The organism is Kitasatospora sp. NPDC001119, assembly GCF_053598475.1.
This window is the reverse complement of the sequence record NZ_JBSFKI010000006.1, coordinates 36,261-55,671: the sequence shown is the minus strand read 5'-3', so window position 1 is coordinate 55,671 and position 19,411 is coordinate 36,261. Positions and strand designations below refer to the sequence as shown.

The 19,411-nt window shown below is 74.8% G+C and carries 16 protein-coding genes and 1 tRNA gene; 8 read left to right on the top strand and 9 right to left on the bottom strand.

Going from position 1 to position 19,411, the window contains the following annotated elements:
* Nucleotides 1-225: 225 nt before the first annotated feature.
* The 4 genes from ACWDD9_RS09150 to ACWDD9_RS09135 all read left to right on the top strand — a co-directional run bounded on the left by ACWDD9_RS09150 (nucleotide 226) and on the right by ACWDD9_RS09135 (nucleotide 3,534).
* Nucleotides 226-1,536, top strand: coding sequence for a helix-turn-helix domain-containing protein (locus tag ACWDD9_RS09150; protein WP_449811203.1), 1,311 nt, complete (start codon nucleotides 226-228; stop codon nucleotides 1,534-1,536).
* Nucleotides 1,537-1,705: 169 nt separating this feature from the next.
* Nucleotides 1,706-2,416, top strand: a complete 711-nt coding sequence (locus ACWDD9_RS09145) for a CGNR zinc finger domain-containing protein (RefSeq protein ID WP_449811202.1) — start codon at nucleotides 1,706-1,708, stop codon at nucleotides 2,414-2,416.
* Nucleotides 2,416-3,360, top strand: coding sequence for a metallophosphoesterase (locus ACWDD9_RS09140; protein WP_049658238.1), 945 nt, complete (start codon nucleotides 2,416-2,418; stop codon nucleotides 3,358-3,360). Before ACWDD9_RS09145 ends, ACWDD9_RS09140 begins: the two co-directional genes overlap by 1 nt.
* 100 nt (nucleotides 3,361-3,460) lie before the next feature.
* Nucleotides 3,461-3,534: transfer RNA gene (locus ACWDD9_RS09135), tRNA-Pro, on the top strand.
* Between the two features lie 267 nt (nucleotides 3,535-3,801).
* On the opposite strand, the gene ACWDD9_RS09130 is transcribed toward ACWDD9_RS09135, so the two are convergent.
* Nucleotides 3,802-6,570 carry an AAA family ATPase gene (locus ACWDD9_RS09130; protein WP_449811201.1) on the bottom strand — a complete coding sequence of 923 codons (2,769 nt, stop codon included), beginning with the start codon at nucleotides 6,568-6,570 and terminating at the stop codon, nucleotides 3,802-3,804.
* 179 nt (nucleotides 6,571-6,749) lie between these two features.
* Here ACWDD9_RS09130 and ACWDD9_RS09125 point away from each other — a divergent pair, with 179 nt between their 5' ends.
* The 4 genes from ACWDD9_RS09125 (at nucleotide 6,750) to ACWDD9_RS09110 (ending at nucleotide 11,402) form a co-directional block, all read left to right on the top strand.
* A complete protein-coding gene (locus ACWDD9_RS09125; protein WP_380739122.1) occupies nucleotides 6,750-7,127 on the top strand; it encodes a nuclear transport factor 2 family protein in 378 nt (125 codons plus the stop codon).
* 112 nt (nucleotides 7,128-7,239) lie between these two features.
* Nucleotides 7,240-8,748 carry an MFS transporter gene (locus ACWDD9_RS09120; RefSeq protein WP_449811200.1) on the top strand — a complete coding sequence of 503 codons (1,509 nt, stop codon included), beginning with the start codon at nucleotides 7,240-7,242 and terminating at the stop codon, nucleotides 8,746-8,748.
* Between the two features lie 195 nt (nucleotides 8,749-8,943).
* On the top strand, nucleotides 8,944-10,800 hold the full coding sequence (locus ACWDD9_RS09115; RefSeq protein WP_449811199.1) for a S9 family peptidase: 1,857 nt from the start codon (nucleotides 8,944-8,946) through the stop codon (nucleotides 10,798-10,800).
* Nucleotides 10,797-11,402, top strand: coding sequence for a hypothetical protein (locus ACWDD9_RS09110; RefSeq protein ID WP_449811198.1), 606 nt, complete (start codon nucleotides 10,797-10,799; stop codon nucleotides 11,400-11,402). The genes ACWDD9_RS09115 and ACWDD9_RS09110 overlap by 4 nt, the downstream gene beginning before the upstream one ends.
* Nucleotides 11,403-11,514: 112 nt before the next feature.
* Here the strand turns inward: ACWDD9_RS09110 and ACWDD9_RS09105 are convergent, their stop codons facing one another.
* The 8 genes from ACWDD9_RS09105 to ACWDD9_RS09070 form a co-directional block, all read right to left on the bottom strand.
* Complete coding sequence (locus ACWDD9_RS09105) at nucleotides 11,515-12,294, bottom strand: SURF1 family protein (protein ID WP_049661142.1); 780 nt, start codon at nucleotides 12,292-12,294, stop codon at nucleotides 11,515-11,517.
* A 126-nt stretch (nucleotides 12,295-12,420) separates the two neighbouring features.
* Complete coding sequence (locus ACWDD9_RS09100) at nucleotides 12,421-13,512, bottom strand: hypothetical protein (RefSeq protein ID WP_416873723.1); 1,092 nt, start codon at nucleotides 13,510-13,512, stop codon at nucleotides 12,421-12,423.
* Between the two features lie 199 nt (nucleotides 13,513-13,711).
* Nucleotides 13,712-14,257: a SigE family RNA polymerase sigma factor gene (locus ACWDD9_RS09095; RefSeq protein ID WP_049658157.1), complete on the bottom strand. Its 546-nt coding sequence runs from the start codon at nucleotides 14,255-14,257 to the stop codon at nucleotides 13,712-13,714.
* Between the two features lie 292 nt (nucleotides 14,258-14,549).
* Entirely contained in the window at nucleotides 14,550-15,617 is a 1,068-nt protein-coding gene (locus ACWDD9_RS09090; RefSeq protein ID WP_449811197.1) for an aspartate-semialdehyde dehydrogenase, read from the bottom strand.
* A 60-nt stretch (nucleotides 15,618-15,677) separates the two neighbouring features.
* A complete protein-coding gene (locus ACWDD9_RS09085) occupies nucleotides 15,678-16,958 on the bottom strand; it encodes an aspartate kinase (RefSeq protein ID WP_074001801.1) in 1,281 nt (426 codons plus the stop codon).
* Nucleotides 16,959-17,380: 422 nt separating this feature from the next.
* A complete protein-coding gene (locus tag ACWDD9_RS09080) occupies nucleotides 17,381-18,094 on the bottom strand; it encodes a DUF5063 domain-containing protein (RefSeq protein WP_241852803.1) in 714 nt (237 codons plus the stop codon).
* On the bottom strand, nucleotides 18,087-18,686 hold the full coding sequence (gene recR, locus ACWDD9_RS09075; protein WP_049658152.1) for a recombination mediator RecR: 600 nt from the start codon (nucleotides 18,684-18,686) through the stop codon (nucleotides 18,087-18,089). Before recR ends, ACWDD9_RS09080 begins: the two co-directional genes overlap by 8 nt.
* 283 nt (nucleotides 18,687-18,969) lie before the next feature.
* A complete protein-coding gene (locus tag ACWDD9_RS09070; RefSeq protein ID WP_074001802.1) occupies nucleotides 18,970-19,311 on the bottom strand; it encodes a YbaB/EbfC family nucleoid-associated protein in 342 nt (113 codons plus the stop codon).
* Nucleotides 19,312-19,411 lie beyond the last annotated feature (100 nt).

Sequence of the window (19,411 nt, the reverse complement as noted above, 5' to 3'; positions counted from 1 at the left end):
GTCCCCGATTCATTATTCCACGGCACTGACACACTGCCGGCCAGGCGCCCTGCAACCCTGACACCTTGCGGCCCGGGCGCCCTGCGGTCCCGGTCGGCGCGGGCGCTCACGCCTGCGCTCCGCCGGACGGCCGACGGCGATCGTTTTTCGGAGTGATTGGCGCCGCAGCACGGCGCACTGATTTCTGACTTTTATTCTGCTCACGACAGCAGGAAGCGCGGGGGAATGGACAACAATCAGCTTCGCTCGATGTTGGTAACCCAACGGAAGATGGTCGGATGGAGCCAGGAGCAATTAGCCGAACACTCCACCGTCAGCGTCCGCACCATTCGTAATCTGGAAACCGGCGCCATCCGGAATCCGCGGCGCAGTTCCGTGGAACTCCTGGTGGGCGCGCTGTTCTCCGCGGCGACCAACCGGGACGACCCCCTGCTCTCCCACGCCGTCCAGGCGGGCGCCCCGGCCGGGCTGCTGCCCGCCCGGCCGGAGCCCGGACCGCCGGTCCGCGTCGCCGAACTCCCGGACAACGCGCGGTGGCAGGGGCTGCGGCCCAAGACGGACGTCACCGTCGGCCGCCAGGCCGACCTGCTGCACGTCGTGACCGCCCTGCGGCCGGGCCGCCCGCTGGTGCTCACCGGACCGGCCGGGGTCGGCAAGACCCGGCTGGCGCTGGACTCCGCCGCCCACCTGCTGGACCGCTTCCGGGACGGTGTCGCGGTCCTGGAGCTCGGCTCGGTCACCCCCGAGGCCGTCGACCCCGCCGCCGCCTCGGCCCAGGCCCAGCGCGCGCTCGACACCCTCCTGCGGGGCGTCGGCCGCGACCCGCGGACCGACCCCGAGCCGCAGCTGCTGCTGGTCGTCGACAACGCCGAGCACGTCATCGACACGGTGGCCCGGCAGGTCAGGGCACTGCTGGCGCGGCACCCGGCGCTCCACATCATGATCACCTCGCTGCGGGCACCCGCCGGGGTCCCGGCCGACCTGTGGGAGGTGGCGCCGCTGTCGGTCGACCACCCGGACGGCTCCTACGGCTGCCCGCCCGCCGCCGAACTGTTCTGCCGCCGGGTGCACTCGGTCGTCCCGACGCTCGACCTCGGCGACCAGATGCCGCAGGTGGTCGAGCTCTGCCGACGCCTCGGCGGCCTGGCGCTCGCGATCGAGAACGCCGCCGTCCGGATGCGCTCGGTGCCCCTGCACGTCCTGGTGGACGAGTGCCGGGTGCTCCCGATCCTCGGCCAGGAGGAGGTCGGCGGGCTCTCCCACCACCGCTCGCTGCACCGCAGCCTCGCCTGGGCGTACGGGCTCCTCGACGAACGGCAGCGCCGGGCGCTCAGACGGTTCTCCCGGTTCCCCGAGGAGTTCTCCATCGACGACGTCCGGCAGCAGCCGGTCGACGGCGGCCGGGAGCCCTCCCGCAACCTCGACGTGCTGGCCGAGCTGGTCGACTTCTCCGTCGTCCAGGTGAAGCGCGGCCACCAGTACGCGTACCGGGTGCCCCGGATGATGCGCGAGTACGTCAACGCCATCCCGGCCTGAGGGCCGGCCCCGCGCCGCCCGCGCCTGGAGCACTGCTCCTGGCACGGGCGGCGCGGGCTTTCTGAGCGCGGGTCAGCTCGTCGCGGCCGGACCGGACCGCCGCCCCCGCCTGATAGCCCGCCCTCCCGGCCCGTAACCCTTCATCCCAGTTACACCTATCCTGGGCCGCATGACCGACGCAGCCAGCCGCAGCGCCGCCGACGGACCGCCCGCCACCCCGCCCGGGCTGCTCCTCACCACCCCCGGGGGCGGGCGCTTCCACTTCGACCCCGGCGCCCTCTGCCTGGAACTGCTCACCACCGGCGGCCCCGGCCCGTACGCCCGGTACGAGGTGCTGCACCGGCCCGCCGACCTCGCCGCCTGGCTCCCGCCGTCCCGGCTGCGACTGCCCGCCGACGCCGTACGGATCTCCCCCGCCCAGCTCGCCGCCGCCCGCACCCTGCGCGACGCCCTCTGGCGCCTGGCCGCCGCCCGCGCCCACGGCGGCCGGGGCACGCCCGCGGACCACACCGTCCTCAACCGGGCCGCCGAGCACCCGCCGCTGGTCCCCCGGATCGCCCCCGACGGCACCGCGGCCGCCCCGCTGCCCGCCGACGGGGCCCAGCTGGTCTCCACCCTCGCCCGGGACGCCATCGCCCTGCTCACCGGCCCGTACGCGGACCGGGTCCGGGAATGCGGCGCCGACAACTGCCAACTGATCTTCGTCGACACCTCGCGGCCGGGCCGGCGCCGCTGGTGCTCCATGGAGCGCTGCGGCAACCGCCACAAGGTCCGCGCGCTACGCGCCCGCCGGGACTCCGAGGAGGCCCCGCCGACCACCGCCCCCACCCCCGACTCCGGGCGTACACAGGCTGATCGACCGTCTGAGAGCATGGGCTGATGCGACCGCTGTACTCCGTTCCCCTCGGCATCGCCGCCACCGGCGCCGCCTGTCTCGCCTACTCCGTCGGGTACGAGGTCCGGGCCTTCCGCCTCCGCCGGATCGAGGTCCCCGTCCTCCCGCGCGGCGCCCGCCCGATCCGGGTCCTCCAGGTGTCCGACATCCACATGGTGAGCGGGCAGGGCAAGAAGCAGCGCTGGCTGAAGAGCCTGGCCGGCCTGCGCCCCGACCTGGTGGTCAACACCGGCGACAACCTCTCCGACCCGCTCGGCGTCCCGGCCACCCTCGACGCGCTCGGACCGCTCATGGAGTTCCCCGGCGTCTACGTCTTCGGCTCCAACGACTACTACGGCCCGGCCCGCAAGAACCCGGCCCGCTACCTCCAGGCCATGCGCAGCGGCGCCCACGGCATGAACAACCCCGACGGCACCGCCCGCCGCGGCATCACCGGCGCCGTCCACAACCCCTGGGAGAAGCTCCGCGACGGCTTCGACGCGGCCGGCTGGCTCGACCTCACCAACACCCGCGGCCGGCTCACCGTGAACGGGCTCGACCTGGAGTTCACCGGCCTCGACGACCCGCACATCCGGCGCGACCGCTACAGCGAGGTCGCCGGCGGCCCGTCCCCCGACGCCGACCTCTCCCTCGCCGTCGTCCACGCGCCCTACCTGCGCGTCCTCGACGCCTTCACCGCCGACCGCTACCCGCTGATCCTGGCCGGCCACACCCACGGCGGCCAGCTCTGCATCCCCTTCTACGGCGCCCTGGTCACCAACTGCGACATCGACACCCGCCGGGTCAAGGGCCTCTCCACCCACACCGCCGGCGGCCACCGCTCCCACCTCCACGTCTCGGCCGGCTGCGGCACCAACCGCTACACCCCCGTCCGCTTCGCCTGCCCCCCCGAGGCCACCCTCCTCACCCTCGTCCCGGCAGCCCGCTGACCCCCACCGGACGCCCGCTCGAAACCGGATTTCGTGTCTCGGCGAGCGTCCGGTAGAGTTCTACTCGTCGCGAAGGAGACGGAGCGACAAACCGCAAGACCGGGGTGTGGCGCAGCTTGGTAGCGCGCTTCGTTCGGGACGAAGAGGCCGTGGGTTCAAATCCCGCCACCCCGACCCAGTACAGAGGGCCTGCCGGAGAAATCCGGCAGGCCCTCTGTCGTTGTGCGCGACCGGCCGGGTGACCACTCCTCAGCCGGGTCCGACGCCCGGGTGCCGTCCGCGACCTCCACCGGCCGACCGCAGGCAGGCTCCACCGCGCACACGACGCCCCGCCCCGGCCGCCGGGCGAGCCGCGCTGCGGGCAAGTCCAACTCCCCGTACGGACAGCGCCGGTGCGTCCGGGGCTCCGCGGCCGCGCCGCCGTCGCCGGGCCCGAGCGGGTCAGAGGGCGGTGGGGAGTTCGGTGCGGGAGGTGATGTTGAGCTTGGGGTAGGCCTTGTAGAGGTGGTGGGCGACGGTGCGGGGGCTGAGGAAGAGCTGGGCGGCGATGTCGCGGTTGGTGAGGCCCTGGGCGGCGAGGCGGGCGATCTGGAGTTCCTGGGGGGTGAGGGGGGACTGGGGGGTGCCGGTGGGGGTGGCCGGGGTGGGGGCCGGGGTGCCGGTGGCGGAGAGTTCGGTGCGGGCGCGGGCGGCCCAGGGGTGGGCGGCGAGGCGGTCGAAGGTCTCCAGGGCGGCGCGCAGGTGGGGGCGGGCGTCGGTCCGGCGGCGGGTGCGGCGCAGCCATTCGCCGTAGAGGAGGGCGGTGCGGGCCTGTTCGAAGGGGCGGTGGGCCGTTTCGTGCCGGGAGAGGGCGGCGCGGTAGGTGGTCTCGGCGAGTTCGTCCGGGCCCAGCAGGGCCTGGCAGCGCAGCCGTAGGGCCTCGGCCCAGGGGCGGTCGGCGGCGGCCGTCCAGCGGGCGAAGCGTTCGTAGGCTTCGGCGGCGCGTTCGGGGGTGCCGAGGCGGACGGCGGCCTCGACGAGGTCGGGGACGGCCCGGGTGGCGCTGACGTGGTGGCGGTGCGGGCCGGTGGTGAGGGTGTGGAGCCGGTCGGCGGCGTCGCCGGCGCGGCCCTGGCCGAGGTCGCGCAGGGCGAGCGCCCACTGGGCCCAGGCCTGGCCGGCGGCGGGGGCGGCGGTCTGCGGGCCGGTGGTGGCGAGGGCGGTGGCCGCGAGTTCGGCGCAGTGGTCGGTGCGGCCGTCGAGCGCGGCCAGGTGGGCGAGCAGCGCGGTGAGTTGGCTGACCCACTGGTGCTGGCCGGTGTCCCGGGCGAGGCCGAGGCCTTCGGTGGCGGTGAGTTCGGCGTCGCGGTGGCGGCCGTGGAAGAGTTCGGCCTCGGCGAGGAAGAACTGCAGGGTGGGCATCACGCCGACGGTGCCCTTGGCGCGGGCCTCGGCGACGAGTTCGGCGGCGAGTTCGGCGGTCTCCTCGTCGCGTCCGAGGACCAGGGTGGCGCCGCACAGCTGGACGAGGTCGACCGGGCTCTCGGCCCCGGCCCGGCGGGCGGCCTCGGCGGCCTCCCGGACGGGCGGCAGCGGGCCGGCGGGCCGGCCGAGCGCGGGCAGGACGGCCGCGGGCAGGTGGCGGGCGAGCGGGGCGAGGGGGTCGTCGGCGGCGAGCGGCAGGACCGCCAGGCGGTCCAGGACGGCGGCCACCGGCTCCTCCCCCGCGTACCAGGCGGCATGGAAGGCCTGGAGCAGCATCCGGACGGCGTACGACGGGTCGATGTCGGTGCCGGCGGCGTCGAGCAGCAGCCGGTGGGCGGTCGGGTAGGAGCCGCGCCAGAAGTGGGCGGTGGTCCGGACCTGGTCGAGCAGGGCGTGCGCCAGGACGTTGTCGGTACGGCCGGAGGCCTCGTCGGCGAGCGCCTCGGCCCGTACCAACTCGCCTTCCTCGGTGGCGGATTCGGCGGCCAGGACGAGCCGGCGGGTGGCGCCGTCGCGGTCCGGGGTGAGGCGGGCGGCGCGCTCGTACGCGGCGGCGCCGCCGTGGCCGCCGCGGCGTCCGGCGCGGACGGCGGTGCGCTCCAGCGCGTCGGCGAGGCCGGCGTCGGGGGCGGTGGCGGCGAGGGCGAGGTGCCAGGTGCGGCGGTCGCCGTCCGGCAGCGCGCCGGCGACGGCCCGGTGGACCGCCGTCTTCTGGTGGTGCGGCGCCCGTTGGAGGATCGCGGAGCGCAGCAGCGGGTGCCGGAAGGCGATCCGGCGGTCGGCCGTGACCGTCACCAGGCCGGACGCCTCGGCGGGCGCGAGGTGTTCGGCGGTGACGCCGAGGGCGGCCGCGGCGGGCAGGACGACGTCCAGTGCCCCGCCCTCCTCGGTGGCGGCGACCAGCAGCAGTGTCTGGGTGGCCGCGGGCAGGCCGGTGACCTGGCCGTGGAAGGCGATCAGCAGCCGGCTGGTGAGCGGCAGGCCGCCCGGTGCCGGTAGCTGCGGCCCGGCGGCGACCGGGAGTTCGGTGAGCGCGAGCGGGTTGCCGGCCGCCTCGGCGAGCAGCCGGTCGCGGACGGTGGACGGCAGGTCGGGGCCGACCCGCCGGGCCAGCAGCCGGGTGGCGTCGGCCTCGGACAGGCCGGTCACCTGCCGTTCGGGCAGGCCCAGCGGGCGCTCCGCCGGGCTGCCGCCGGCCCCGGACGGGCCGCCGGTGCGGGCGGCGAGCAGCAGGGCGACCCCCTCGGCCTGGAGCCTCCGGGCGGCCAGCAGCAGGGCGTCCAGGGAGGCCCGGTCCAGCCACTGCACGTCGTCGATGACGCACAACAGCGGCCGGTCGGCGGCGAGTTCGGCGAGCAGGCCGAGCGTGGCGAGCCCGACCAGCAGCCGGTCGGCGCCCGCACCGCCGCCGCCCGCCCCACCGTCGTCGCCCGTCCGCTCGTCGTCGGAGAGTCCGAACGCCGCCTCCAGCGCCCGCCGTTGCGGGCCCGGCAGGACGTCCAGCCGGTCCAGGCCGGGCGCGAGCAGCAGGCTCAGCCCGGCGTACGGCAGCTCGGCCTCGTACTCGACGCCGGCCGCCCGGACGACCCGGAACGCCTCCCCCGCCCGCGCGACGGCGTCGTCCAGCAGCGCGGTCTTGCCGATGCCGGCCTCGCCCCGGAGCAGCAGCACTCCGCTGCGTCCGGCCCGCGCCCCGTCCAACAGCCCGTCCACGGCGGCCTGTTCGCCTTCCCTCCCGTACAGCATGCCCCGACCCTACCCAGCAGGGCCGCGCACCACTGCCGACCACGGCACCGGTACACCTTCGCGGAGGCTACGTACCCCCATACCCATACGTGACGGATTCGCCGTCGGCCGCCCGTCCCTACCGTGGTGAGCACCGGGAACGACCCGGCCAACCACCCACCGGAACACGGGAGATGACGATGACCGAGATCACCACCGCCGCCCTCCAGCAGCTCGCCGAGCGCTACCTCGCGGTGTGGAACGAGACCGACCCGGCGGCCCGCCGCAAGCTGGTCGACGAGGTGTGGGCCGAGGACGGCCGCTACACCGACCCGCTGGCCGCCGTCACCGGCCGGGACGCGATCGACGCGCTGATCGGCGCCGCCCAGGCCCAGTTCCCGGGGCTGGAGTTCACCCTCGGCCCGGTCGACGCGCACCACGACGTCGCCCGCTTCACCTGGAACCTGGGCCCGACCGGCGCGGAGCCGGTGGTGATCGGCTTCGACGTGCTGGCGGCCACCCCGGACGGCCGGATCGGCGCGGTGTACGGCTTCCTCGACCGCGTACCGGGCGCCTGACCCCCTCAGACCGCCGCTCCGGCCGAGGGGCGGGGCGCTCCCCACCGCGCCCGCCCCTCGGCACCGGCCGCCGACCCGCTTGAGTCGCCAACCCCCTTGAGGAGAGCCCGAGATGAGCACCTCCCTGAACACCCGGCGGCCCGCCGAGGCCGAGACCGGGGCAACGGCGCGGACGGCGCAGACGGCCCCCAAGGGGCTGCTGCCGGTCGTCCTGACCGCCACCTTCATGACCGCCCTCGACATCTTCGTCGTCAACGTCGCCCTCCCCTCCCTCCAGGGCGACCTCGGCGCCGGCCCGGCCGCCGTCCAGTGGGTGATGGCCGGCTTCAGCCTGGCCCTCGCGGCCGGCCTGGTCACCGCCGGCCGCCTCGGCGACCGGTACGGCCGCCGCCGGGTGTTCGGGCTCGGCCTGGCCCTCTTCACCCTCGCCTCCGCCGCCTGCGGCCTCGCCCCCACGGCGGTCGCGCTGGTCGGCGCCCGGGTGGCGCAGGGCCTGTCGGCGGCGCTGATGGGTCCGCAGGTGCTGGCGATCCTGCGGACCGCGTTCAGCGGAGCCGCCCAGGCTCGGGCCTTCGCCCGGTACGGGCTGACCATGGGCGTCGGCGCGGTGTTCGGCCAGCTGATCGGGGGGCTGCTGATCCGCGCGGACCTCTTCGGCCTCGGCTGGCGCAGCTGCTTCCTGATCAACCTGCCGATCGGACTGGCCGCCCTCCCGCTGGTCCGCCGCAGCCTGCCGGAGTCCCGCGCCCCGCAGCGGCCCGGCCTGGACCCGGTGGGCGTGCTGCTGGTCACCACCGCGCTGACCGGCCTGGTGCTGCCGCTGATCCAGGGCCCGCAGCTGCACTGGCCGCTGTGGACCGGGCTCTGCCTGGGCGGCTCGCTCGCCCTGCTGGCCGTCTTCGCCGTGCACCAGCACCGCGCCACCGCCGCCACCACCACCGCCGCCACCGCCACCGGCGCGACCACCCCGCTGGTCGACACCCGGCTCTTCCGCGACCGCGCCTTCAGCGCCGGCCTGCTCGCCCAACTCGCCTTCTGGCTCGGCCAGGGCTCCTTCTTCCTGGTGCTCGCCCTGCACCTCCAGTTCGGCCGCGGCCTGGACGCGCTGGGCGCCGGACTGGTCTTCACCGCGATCGGCCTGGGCTACCTGATCACCTCCAACACCACCCACCGCGTCACCGCCCGCCTCGGCGAGCGCCGCACCATCGCCCTCGGCGGGCTGCTGATGGCCCTCGGGCTCGGCCTGCTGGCCCTCACCGCGAACAGCCCGGGCGTCCGGTGGCTGGCACCCGGGCTGTTCGTGGACGGCCTCGGCATGGGCCTGGTGATCGCCCCGGTGACCTCGGTGGTCCTGGCCGGCGTCGAGCCCCGGCTGGCCGGCTCCGCGGCCGGGGTGGTGTCCACCGTGCAGCAGGTCGGCGGGGCGCTCGGGATCGCGCTGATCGGCCTGGTCTACTACGGCGCCGGCGACCCGGCCGCCGCCTTCGGCCGCAGTGTCCTGGCCCTGGCGGTGCTGGAGCTGGTGCTCGTGGGCCTGGTCCGGTTCCTGCCGCGCGGAGCACACGGGGCCCCCGGAGCGGCCGAAGCGCACCGAGCGCACGAAGCGCCGCGCGAGGGCTGACCCCGGCATGGCCCCGGGCACCCGCCCCGGCCCCACGGAACCCGGGCCCCGGGCCGGGCGTTCGTGGACGCCCCGGCCGCCGCGCACGGCGACACCTGCGCCGGCACCCCGCCGCCACCCCGGCGGCACGGGGCGGGTGGGCCGAAGCCCACCCGCCCGTTCCCTTCCCTCCCCCCGATCGGGTTGGATGGTCGGATGAGCGAGGAGAAGAGCGCCGTACCGGCGTGGGAGCAGCGGTTCAGGGCGGCCCGGGTGTCGCTGCCCGACTGGGCCGAGGACGCCCCCGACCGGTCGCTGTACGTGTCCAACGCGACCGGCACCTACGAGGTCTACGCCTGGGACCGCACCACCGGCGCCCACCGTCGGGTCACCGACCGTCCGAACGGCACCACTGACGCCGAGCTGTCCCCCGACGGCGACTGGGTCTGGTGGTTCGACGACCACGACGGCGACGAGTTCGGCGTCTGGCGCCGCCAGCCGTTCGCGGGCGGCCCCGACGAGGAGGCCGTGCCCGGCCTCGCCGCCTCCTACTCGGCCGGCCTGGCCCTGGGCCGCGACGGCACCGTGGTGGTCGGCCGCTCGACCGACGAGGACGGCACCACCCTGCACCTGCGCCGCCCCGGCGCCACCGTGCCGGTCGAGGTCTACCGGCACGAGGAGTACGGCGGCATCGGCGACCTCAGCCACGACAGCACCCTGCTCGCCATCGACCACACCGAGCACGGCGACGCGATGCACTCCGCGATCCGGGTCGTGCGCATCACCGCCGACGGCGGCGTCGAGACCGTCGCCGAGCTGGACGAGGTCACCGGCCGGGACGAGCCGCGCGGCGTCGCCTGCCTGGGCTTCGCCCCGGTCGAGGGCGACACCCGCCTGCTGGTCGCCCACCAGCGCACCGGCCGCTGGGAGCCGATGATCTGGGACGTCGCCACCGGCGCCGAGACCGCCCTCCCGCTGCGCGACGAGCAGGGCCGCGAGCTGCCCGGCGACGTCTCCGCGCAGTGGCGCCCCGGCGCCGAGGCGCTGCTGGTGGAGCACGAGTACGAGGCGCGCAGCGAGCTGTTCTCGTACGCGCTCGCCGACGGCCGGCTGACCCGCCTGGAGACCCCGCGCGGCACCGTCAGCGGCGCCACCGCCCGTCCGGACGGCACCGTCGAGTACCTGTGGTCCTCCGCCGCCGAGCCCTCCGCCGTCCGCTCCACCGCCGGGACGGTCGTGCTGCGGGCGCCCGGCGCGGTGCCGCCCGGTTCGGTGCCGGTCGAGGACGTCTGGGTGGACGGGCCCGGCGGGCGGGTGCACGCCCTGGTGCAGCGGCCGGCGACGCCCGCGCAGGGCCCGTACCCGACCGTGTTCGAGATCCACGGCGGCCCGACGCACCACGACAGCGACTCCTTCGCCGCCGGTCCGGCCGCCTGGCTGGACCACGGCTTCGCGGTGGTCCGGGTCAACTACCGCGGCTCGACCGGCTACGGCCAGGCCTGGACGGACGCGCTGCACGAGCGGGTCGGCCTGATCGAGCTGGAGGACATCGCGGCGGTCCGCGCCTGGGCCGTCGACAGCGGCCTCGCCGACCCGGCCCGGCTGGTCCTCACCGGCGGCAGCTGGGGCGGCTACCTGACCCTGCTCGGCCTCGGCGTCCAGCCCGACGACTGGGCCCTCGGCCTCGCCGCCGTCCCGGTCGCGGACTACCACACCGCGTACGCCGACGAGATGGAGGCGCTCAAGTCGCTGGACCGCACGCTCTTCGGCGGCACCCCGGAGGAGGTCCCGGAGCGCTTCACCGCCTCCTCGCCGCTGACCTACGTCGAGCGGGTGCGGGTGCCGGTCTACATCAGCGCCGGGGTCAACGACCCGCGCTGCCCGATCCGGCAGATCGACAACTACGTCGAGCGGCTGGAGCGGCTCGGCAAGCCGCACGAGGTGTACCGCTTCGACGCCGGGCACGGCTCGCTGGTGGTGGAGGAGCGGATCAAGCAGCTGCGACTGGAGATCGACTTCGTGCGGCGGCACCTGGGCACGGCCGGGCGTGACGGAGACGGAGGGGCTGCGTGAGACGCCTGCTGATGCTCGCGGGGGTGGCGGTCGCCGGGGCCCTGGTGCTCACCGGCTGCTCGGGCTCACAGCGGAACACCGCGTCCTGCCCGCCCCCGACCGGCCCGCCGGTACCGAGCTCCTCGGCCGTCGCGCCCGCGCCGGCCGTGCCCGCGTCACCGACCGCCGCCGCGACGCCGCCCGTCGCGCCGCCCGTCGCGCCGCCCGTCACTCCGCACGCCGGCACCGCGACCAAGGCGGGCGCGGCGGGTCCGGGGGCGGCCGTCGTACGGGCGGTGTACACGCCGCCCGCGGACGGGGGCGACCCGGTCCAGCTCGCCAAGGGGGGCGGCAAGAGCGGCTCGTCCGGTTCGAAGGGGTCGGGGTCCAAGGGCTCCAAGACCGGTCGCAGCGTGCACCACCACATCGACCACTACGACTCCGACGACCACAACGGCAGCGGCGGCAACGGCAACGGCCACTGCCACAGCGACCCGACGCCGCTGCCCACCGGCTCGTCGACCCCGACCCAGCCGCTGCTCCCCCCGCAGACGCCGACGCCGACGACGCCCCCGCCGGCGGTCAAGCCGACACCGGCACCGGCCCTGCCGACCAAGCGCTGAGCCGGGGCGGCCGAACGCCGAGTCGGGGTGACCAAGCGCCGAACCGGGGTGACCAAGCGCCGAACCGGAGCGGCCGAGCGCCGAACCGGCGTCTGCGTCAAGGCGCCGCCGGTCAGTCCAGGACCGGGTCCAGCCCGAGGGCCCGGTCCTGCTCCGCCTCCGCCTCCCGGCGCACCAGGCGGTACCACATGAAGACCACGAACCCGCCGAAGACGAACCACTCCAGGGTGTAGCCCAGGTTCTGGAACGCGCGCAGGGTGAGCCCGTCGCCGCCCTGGGGCTGCACGGTCGGTACGGAGGCCAGCCCGGCGGGCGCGTCGTCGGCGGCCACCCAGCCGTCGTACCAGCCGTCGTACTCCAGCACGTTCAGCAGCGAGGCCCGGTTGATCATGCCGAGCTGCCCGGCGGGCAGACCGCCCGCCACCGCGCCGTTGCTGCCCACCGACTCGTTGGCCTGGAGGCGCCCGGTCACCGTCACCTCTCCGCCCGGCGGCGGCCCGGCGACGGCCGGGTCCCCGGCCGACCAGCCGCGCACCACGGCGACGGCGTGTCCGTCGGCGGTGCGCAGCGGGGTGAGCACGTAGTAGCCCTGCTTGCCGTCCACCACGCGGTTGGGGACGAGCAGTTGGTGCTCGCCGTCGTAGCTGCCGGTCACCGTGACGGTCCTGCCGACGGTTTCCGTGCTCACCTGCGGGGTCGCCTGGTTGAGCAGCGCGTCGATCGGCCGGGCGTCACCCGAAGCGGTGACCGCCTGCTTGGCCTCCTGGTGCGTGGACACCCGGTCCTCGAAGCGGCCGAGCTGCCAGGAACCCAGCCACAGGCACACCGCCACGGCCGCCACGGCCACGACGGTGCCGCCGAGCCAGCGCGGAGTCAGGAGGAACCGGTACACACCCCCACGGTATCCACTCCTCACACCCGCCCCGTCCCCCGGGCCCCGCACACGGCCGCCTCCGGGCGGTCGCCCCGGCCTCTCCTCTACATCGGCGGCCACGCTCAGGCCGTCGTCACCGAGCCGTCACCGAGCCGTCGGCGAGCCCGACGGCTGCGGCGCCGGGCCGCCCAGCCCCTGGACGCCGCCGCGGTAGACGGTGCCGCTGCACGCCACCGGCAGGGTCGCCGTGGCGGCCGCCGGGCTGCCGGGGGCGGGGGTGTGGGCGATGGTCACGGCGGGCGGCGCGGTGGTCGGGTTGCCGGTCGGCGTCGCGGTCGGGCTGGGGGCCGTGGTGGGGCCCGCCGACGGGGACGAGGAGGCCGGCGGGTTGGCGCTGACCTCACTGGTGGGGACGGAGGCCGGGGCGCCGGACTCGGCGGCGGGGACGTCCGAGCGCAGGGCCACCTGGTTGACGCTGTTCGACGGGGTGCTCAGGGTGCCCGAGCCGGTACAGGTCTGGTCGGGGACCCAGGCGAACGGCACCCGGTACCCGGCCCGCGGCGCGAGCACCGGCGGCTCCCCGTCCATCGCGGGCAGGCCGGCGGCCGGGTCGCCCGGGGCGTGGTCGGCGGTGCGGATGCGGCCGCGGTCGCCGCCGCTGACGGCGGTGACCGCCACCGAGCCCGGCCCGCCGAGCCGACAGCTGCGCCCGGACACGTTGTAGACGGTGAACGAGCCGTAGATCCGCCCGTCGCCGTCGGCCGTGCCGACCTGGGCGAGGCCCTCACCGAGGTCCGTCCGGGTGCAGAGCGGGACGATGCCGCCGTCACCGGCGCCGGAGGTCCCGCTGGGCGCGACGCCGCCGTCGGTGCTCGCCTGCCCGCCGCCGGGGCTGTGCGGGGCCGAGGCCGTACCGGGCGGCGGGGTGGTGTCGCCGGGGCCGCTCGGGTTCGCGTGCGAGGCCGCCCCGGTGCCGCCGGTCGTCCCGGCGGTGCCGCTGGGCGAGGTGGCGGCCGGGCTCTTGGCGTCGGCCGAGCCGGGGCCGCCGGAGAGCCCGAGGTGCTCCCCCTCGTGCAGGACGGGCAGGCCGATCGCGACGACGAAGGCGAGCGCGGCCGCCCCGGTCCAGGCACCGCGCCGGGCGGCCCGGCGGCGGGGCACCGCCCGCCGGATCCGCGGCAGCCCGCCGGCCGCGGGCTGGATGCCGGAGACGGCGCCGTGCAGCAGCTCGCGCACCGCCCGTTCCTCGGTGGACAGGGACAGCAGCTCTTCCGGGGCCTCGGCCCCGGACCTGCTCGCTCTGGAAGCGCCGGGCCCGGTCGCCCCGAGCCCGGTCGCCCCGGGCTCGTTCGCCCCGGGCGTCCCGGGTCCGTTCACCTCAGGCCCGCCCGCCTCCGGAGTGCCGTCCGCCGGCCGCCGTCGGTCGCCGTCCGCCTCAGCCATGTCCGGCCGCCATCTGGACGCGCAGGGCGGCGAGCCCGCGCGAGCCGTAGGCCTTCACCGAGCCGAGCGAGATGCCCAGGGTCTCGGCGACCTGCGCCTCCGTCATGTCCACGAAGTAACGCAGCACCAGAACCTCCCGCTGACGGCGTTGCAGACCACGCAGCGCGGCCTTCAACTGGTCGCGCTCCAGGGCATCGTAAGCACCTTCTTCTGCACTGGCCATGTCAGGCATGGGCTTCGGCAGCAGTCGCAGCCCGAGGATGCGGCGGCGCAGCGTGGAGCGGGACAGGTTGACGACCGTCTGCCGCAGGTACGCCAGGGTCTTCTCGGGCTCGCGCACCCGGCGCCGGGCGGCGTGCACCCGGATGAACGCCTCCTGGACGACGTCCTCGCAGGTCGAGAGGTCGTCGAGGAGCAGCGCGGCGAGCCGCAGCAGCGAGCGGTAGTGCGCCTGGTAGGTCGCGGTGAGCAGGTCCTCGCTGGTACCCGCGTCGGTACCGGCACCGGAGTCCGCCGCACCGGGTGCGGCCGCCGTCATCTGGTCTTCTTCCGGCCTACTCGCAGGCCTCGGGGCGCGCGAGGGGAAGGACACCGCGGCTCTTGCCGGGATGCCCGCCCTTGCCCCCACCATCACGTTCGCCACGCACGTTGGACACTCGATCCCCTGTCATGGTTGCCCGGCCCGGGGCCCATTCTTCCGCATCGGCTGAAGAGGCCTCCAGGGGATTCCCACGGGATTCCGGACAGATTGTGTCGAGGAGCGAACACAGGTATGGACACAGGTGTGGACACAAGCGGGCACATCGGAACCCGTGAGGGCCCGTCACTCTCTAATCCGTCGGCGTTCCCGCCGTCAGCTCCGCCGCCACCAGCTCGGCCAGCTGCACCAGGTTGAGCGCCGCGCCCTTGCGCAGGTTGTCCCCGCAGAGGAAGAGGTCCAGCGCCTCCGGCTCGTCCAGCGCCCGCCGGACCCGCCCGACCCAGACCGGGTCCGTCCCGACCACGTCGTTCGGCGTCGGGAACTCGCCCGCCGCCGGGTCGTCGTAGAGGACCACGCCGGGCGCGTCCCGCAGGATCTCCTGCGCGTGCTCCTGGGTGACCTCGCGTTCGAACCGCGCGTGCACGGCCAGCGCGTGGGTGCGGATGACGGGGATGTGGACGCAGGTCGCCGAGACCTTCAGGACGGGCAGGCCGAGGACCTTGCGGGACTCGTCGCGGATGCCCATCTCCTCGGCGGACCAGCCGCCGTCGCGCAGCCCGCCGGTCCAGGGCACGGCGTTGAGCGCGAGCGGGGCGGCGAACGGCCCCTGATCGGCGATCAGCGCGCGCAGGTCGCCGGTCTGCCGGCCCACCGCGGTGCCCGCCACCAGCCCGGTCTGCGCGCGCAGCGCCGCCTCGCCGTCGCGGCCCTCGCCGCCGGCGGCCTGGTAGGAGGCGACCACGAGCTGCGCCAGCCCGTACTCGGCGTGCAGCGCGCCGACCGCGGCGATCATCGCGAGGGTGGTGCCGGCCGGACTGGCGACGATGCCGCGCGGGCGGATCCGCAGCGCGGCCGCGTTGACCTCCGGGACGACCAGCGGCACGTCCTCGGCGGTGCGGAAGGCGGCCGAGTCGTCGACCACCACGACGCCCTTGGCCGCCGCGATCGGCGCCCACTGGGCGGAGACCTGGTCGGGGACGGCGAAGACCGCGACGTCGATCCCCGCGAAGGCCTCCTCGGTCAGCGGGACGACCCCGACGGTCTCCCCGCGCACCAGCGCCGTACGGCCGGCCGAGCGCGGGGAGGCGACGAGTCGGACCTCGCCCCAGACGTCCTGGCGGAGGGAGAGCAGCCCGAGCAGCACCTCACCGACCGCGCCGGTGGCGCCGACGACGGCGAGGTTGGGACGCCGGGTCATCGCCCGGCGTCCCGGCCCGGTGCCCGGGTCATCGCCCGGTGCTCCCGCTCCGTTCCCGGGTCATCGCCCGGTGCCGCCGTAGACGACGGCCTCGTCGCTCTCGCTGTCCAGGCCGAAGGCGCTGTGCACGGCACGGACGGCCTCCGGCACGTCGTCGGCGCGGGTGACCACCGAGATGCGGATCTCCGAGGTGGAGATCAGCTCGATGTTGACGCCCGCGGCGGACAGCGCCTCGAAGAAGGTCGCCGTGACGCCCGGGTTGGAGCGCATGCCGGCGCCGACCAGCGAGATCTTGCCGATCGCGTCGTCGTAGCGGAGCGACTCGTAGCCGATGCCCTGCTTGACCCGGCCCAGCGCGTCGATGGCCTTCTGGCCCTCGGTCTTGGGCAGGGTGAAGGAGATGTCGGTCAGGCCTGTCGACGCGGCGGAGACGTTCTGCACCACCATGTCGATGTTGACCTCGGCGTCGGCGATGGCGCGGAAGATGCGCGCCGCCTCGCCCGGCTTGTCGGGCACGCCGACGACGGTGACCTTGGCCTCGGAGGTGTCGTGGGCGACTCCGGAGATGATGGCCTGCTCCATCTCGCCCCCTTCGGGCTTGTTCGGGTTGTCGTTGCTGACGATCGTCCCGGGAAGACCCGAGAAGGACGAGCGTACGTGAATCGGGATGTTGTAGCGACGGGCGTACTCGACACACCGATCGAGCAGCACCTTGGAACCCGACGAGGCCAGCTCCAGCATGTCCTCGTAGGCGATCCAGTCGATCTTGCGGGCCTTCTTCACCACGCGCGGGTCGGCGGTGAACACGCCGTCCACGTCGGTGTAGATCTCGCAGACCTCGGCCTTCAGCGCGGCGGCGAGCGCCACGGCGGTGGTGTCCGAGCCGCCCCGGCCCAGCGTGGTGATGTCCTTGCTGGTCTGGGAGACGCCCTGGAAGCCGGCCACGATCGCGATGTTGCCCTGGTCCAGGGCGGTGCGGATGCGACCGGGCGTCACATCGATGATGCGCGCCTTGTTGTGCACGGAGTCGGTGATGACACCGGCCTGGCTGCCCGTGAAGGACTGCGCCTCGTGCCCCAGGGATTTGATCGCCATGGCGAGCAGCGCCATGGAGATGCGCTCTCCAGCGGTCAGCAGCATGTCGAACTCACGGCCGGCAGGCAGCGGTGACACCTGCTCCGCGAGTTCGATGAGCTCGTCCGTCGTGTCGCCCATCGCGGACACCACGACGACGACCTCATGGCCGGCCTTCTTGGCGTCAACGATTCGGCGGGCCACGCGCTTGATGCCTTCGGCATCCGCAACGGATGAGCCGCCGTACTTCTGCACGACAAGGCCCACGTGCGCTCCTCGACTCGAAGTCTTTTCCGGGGGCTACGGGCCCCCGTACCCCCCGGGGGAGAGGGGGGTGCGGTCGTCGTCAGTCTACCGAGCAGGGGTGCTCCGACCGGCGCTTTCCATATCGTGAGACGGTAGTTTCAGCACGTGAGCGGCCGTACGGGCGGCTCCGCCGTCAGGTCTGCGGGCGATTCGGTACCGCTCCGAAGAATCGCCCGACCGGGGGACGGCGATCCGGCCGGATTTCTTTTCCGGCCGGGGCGCTGAGGCATTCGTCACAATCCGAGGGCGCATTCGATCAGCCCGCGATCCGTGCCGGGATCCGTGCCGGGATCCGTGCCGCGTTGTGCCCGCGATCCGTGCCGGGATCCGTGCCACGATCTGCCCGCGATCCGCCGGATTCCACCGGATTTCCGTCCGGGAAACTACCGCCCGAGGCCGAGCTCGGCCGCCATCAGGTCGCCCGCCTGCTGCTCCAGCTGCTCGTCGGTGAGCCCGTCGTCGTCGGTGTCCGCGCCGTCCGGCGCCGCGCCGATCGGGCTGTCCAGCCGGACGTGGGCGATCAGCGACTGCAGGGCCCGCAGCACCGCCGTGCAGGTCGTGCCCCAGTTGGAGAGGTACGAGAACTGCCACCACCACAGCGCCTCGCTGACCCGGCCCTCGCGGTAGTGGGTCAGGCCGTGCTGGAGCTCGCTGACCACGCCGGCCAGGTCGTCCGAGATCCGGAAGGCGTTGGGCTTCTCCGGCGGACCGTACGGGTCGAAGACCTCGTGGTAGACGTCGATCGGCGCGAGCAGCTCGGCGAGGCGCTCGCGCAGCTGCTCGCCGTCCGGCTCGGGGCCGGTGTCCGGCTCGAACCGGTCCTCCGGGACGACGTCCTCGATCGCGCCCAGCCGGCCGCCGGCCAGCAGCAGCTGCGAGACCTCCAGGAGCAGCAGCGAGACCGCACTGCCGGGCTCGTCGCCCTTGGCGACCTCGGTGACGGCGAGCACGAAGCTCTCCACCGAGTCGGCGATCTGCACGGCGAAGTCGTCCGGCTCCGAGCCGTGGCCGTGGACGTGCGGGGCGTGCGCCCCCGGTTCCCCGTGGGACTGCTGGTGGGGGGTGTGGGGCTGCTGGTTGATCGTCCGGTCAGACATCGAGCAGTCGTCTCCCTTCGAAGGCGCGGCCGAGGGTGACCTCGTCCGCGTACTCCAGATCCCCGCCGACGGGCAGGCCGCTCGCCAGACGGGTCACCTTCAGGCCCATCGGCTTGCAGAGCCGGGCCAGGTAGGTGGCGGTCGCCTCCCCCTCCAGGTTGGGGTCGGTGGCCAGGATCAGCTCGGTGACCGTGCCGTCCGCGAGGCGCGACAGCAGCTCGCGGATCCGCAGGTCGTCCGGGCCGACGCCCTCGATGGGGCTGATCGCGCCGCCCAGCACGTGGTAGCGGCCGCGGAACTCACGGGTGCGCTCGATGGCGACGACGTCCTTCGGCTCCTCGACCACGCAGATGACGGCGAGGTCGCGGCGCGGGTCCAGGCAGACCCGGCACCGCTCGGCCTCCGCGACGTTGCCGCAGACCGCGCAGAAGCGGACCTTGTCCTTGACCTCCAGCAGCGCGTGCGCCAGCCGGCGCACGTCCGTCGGGTCGGACTGCAGCACGTGGAAGGCGATCCGCTGCGCGCTCTTGGGCCCGACGCCGGGCAGCCTGCCCAGTTCGTCGATCAGGTCCTGAACCACGCCCTCGTACAACGTCGCGCCTTCCCTCGGATGGTCGGTGTGCCGGACGGCCGGTGGAGCCGGGTGGCTGGTGGAGCCTGGCGGCCCGTGGGGCCTGGCGGCCCGTGGAGCCGGAAAGCTGGTGGAGCCGGACGGCCGGGGCCGGTGGTGCCGGACGGCCGGTGGTGCTCCGGTGCCATCATCCAACGAATCGGGCGTCGGACACAGCGCCCGACGCCCGACTCCCACATAAATCACATGGGTCTGTCGTCTGAACTTCAGACCTTCTGGCCTTGGAAGCCGCCGTTGGACGACGTCAGAACGGCAGGCCGGGGATGCCGCCGCCGCCCAGGCCCTGGGTCAGCGGGCCCATGCGCTCGGCCTGCAGCTTCTGCGCGGTCTGGTTGGCGTCCCGGACGGCCGCCAGGACCAGGTCGGCCAGGGTCTCGGTGTCGTCCGGGTCCACGGCGGCCGGGGAGATGCTCAGCGCCACCAGCTCACCGGCACCGGTCACCGTCGCCTCGACCAGGCCGCCGCCCGCCGAACCGCTCACCTTCGCCTCGGCCAGCTCCTGCTGGGCGTTCGCGAGATCCTGCTGCATCTTCTGCGCCTGCTTCAGCAGCTGCTGCATGTTGGGCTGGCCACCACCGGGGAACACGGCTGTCTCCTTGCTGTCACGGCTGTCGTACGGCGCTTCGTCCGTCACCGCCGAGCCTACGTGCTGCCCGCCGGTCCGGGCCCCGGATCGGGCCCGGATC

Coding starts and splice junctions, on each gene's coding strand:
- ACWDD9_RS09095 (WP_049658157.1), bottom strand. CDS start 14,257: ATGACGGCGGCCGCACCCGGTGCGGCGGACTCCGGTGCCGGTACCGAC.
- ACWDD9_RS09120 (WP_449811200.1), top strand. CDS start 7,240: ATGAGCACCTCCCTGAACACCCGGCGGCCCGCCGAGGCCGAGACCGGG.
- ACWDD9_RS09130 (WP_449811201.1), bottom strand. CDS start 6,570: ATGCTGTACGGGAGGGAAGGCGAACAGGCCGCCGTGGACGGGCTGTTG.
- ACWDD9_RS09150 (WP_449811203.1), top strand. CDS start 226: ATGGACAACAATCAGCTTCGCTCGATGTTGGTAACCCAACGGAAGATG.
- ACWDD9_RS09125 (WP_380739122.1), top strand. CDS start 6,750: ATGACCGAGATCACCACCGCCGCCCTCCAGCAGCTCGCCGAGCGCTAC.
- ACWDD9_RS09080 (WP_241852803.1), bottom strand. CDS start 18,094: ATGTCTGACCGGACGATCAACCAGCAGCCCCACACCCCCCACCAGCAG.
- ACWDD9_RS09090 (WP_449811197.1), bottom strand. CDS start 15,617: ATGACCCGGCGTCCCAACCTCGCCGTCGTCGGCGCCACCGGCGCGGTC.
- ACWDD9_RS09115 (WP_449811199.1), top strand. CDS start 8,944: ATGAGCGAGGAGAAGAGCGCCGTACCGGCGTGGGAGCAGCGGTTCAGG.
- ACWDD9_RS09140 (WP_049658238.1), top strand. CDS start 2,416: ATGCGACCGCTGTACTCCGTTCCCCTCGGCATCGCCGCCACCGGCGCC.
- ACWDD9_RS09145 (WP_449811202.1), top strand. CDS start 1,706: ATGACCGACGCAGCCAGCCGCAGCGCCGCCGACGGACCGCCCGCCACC.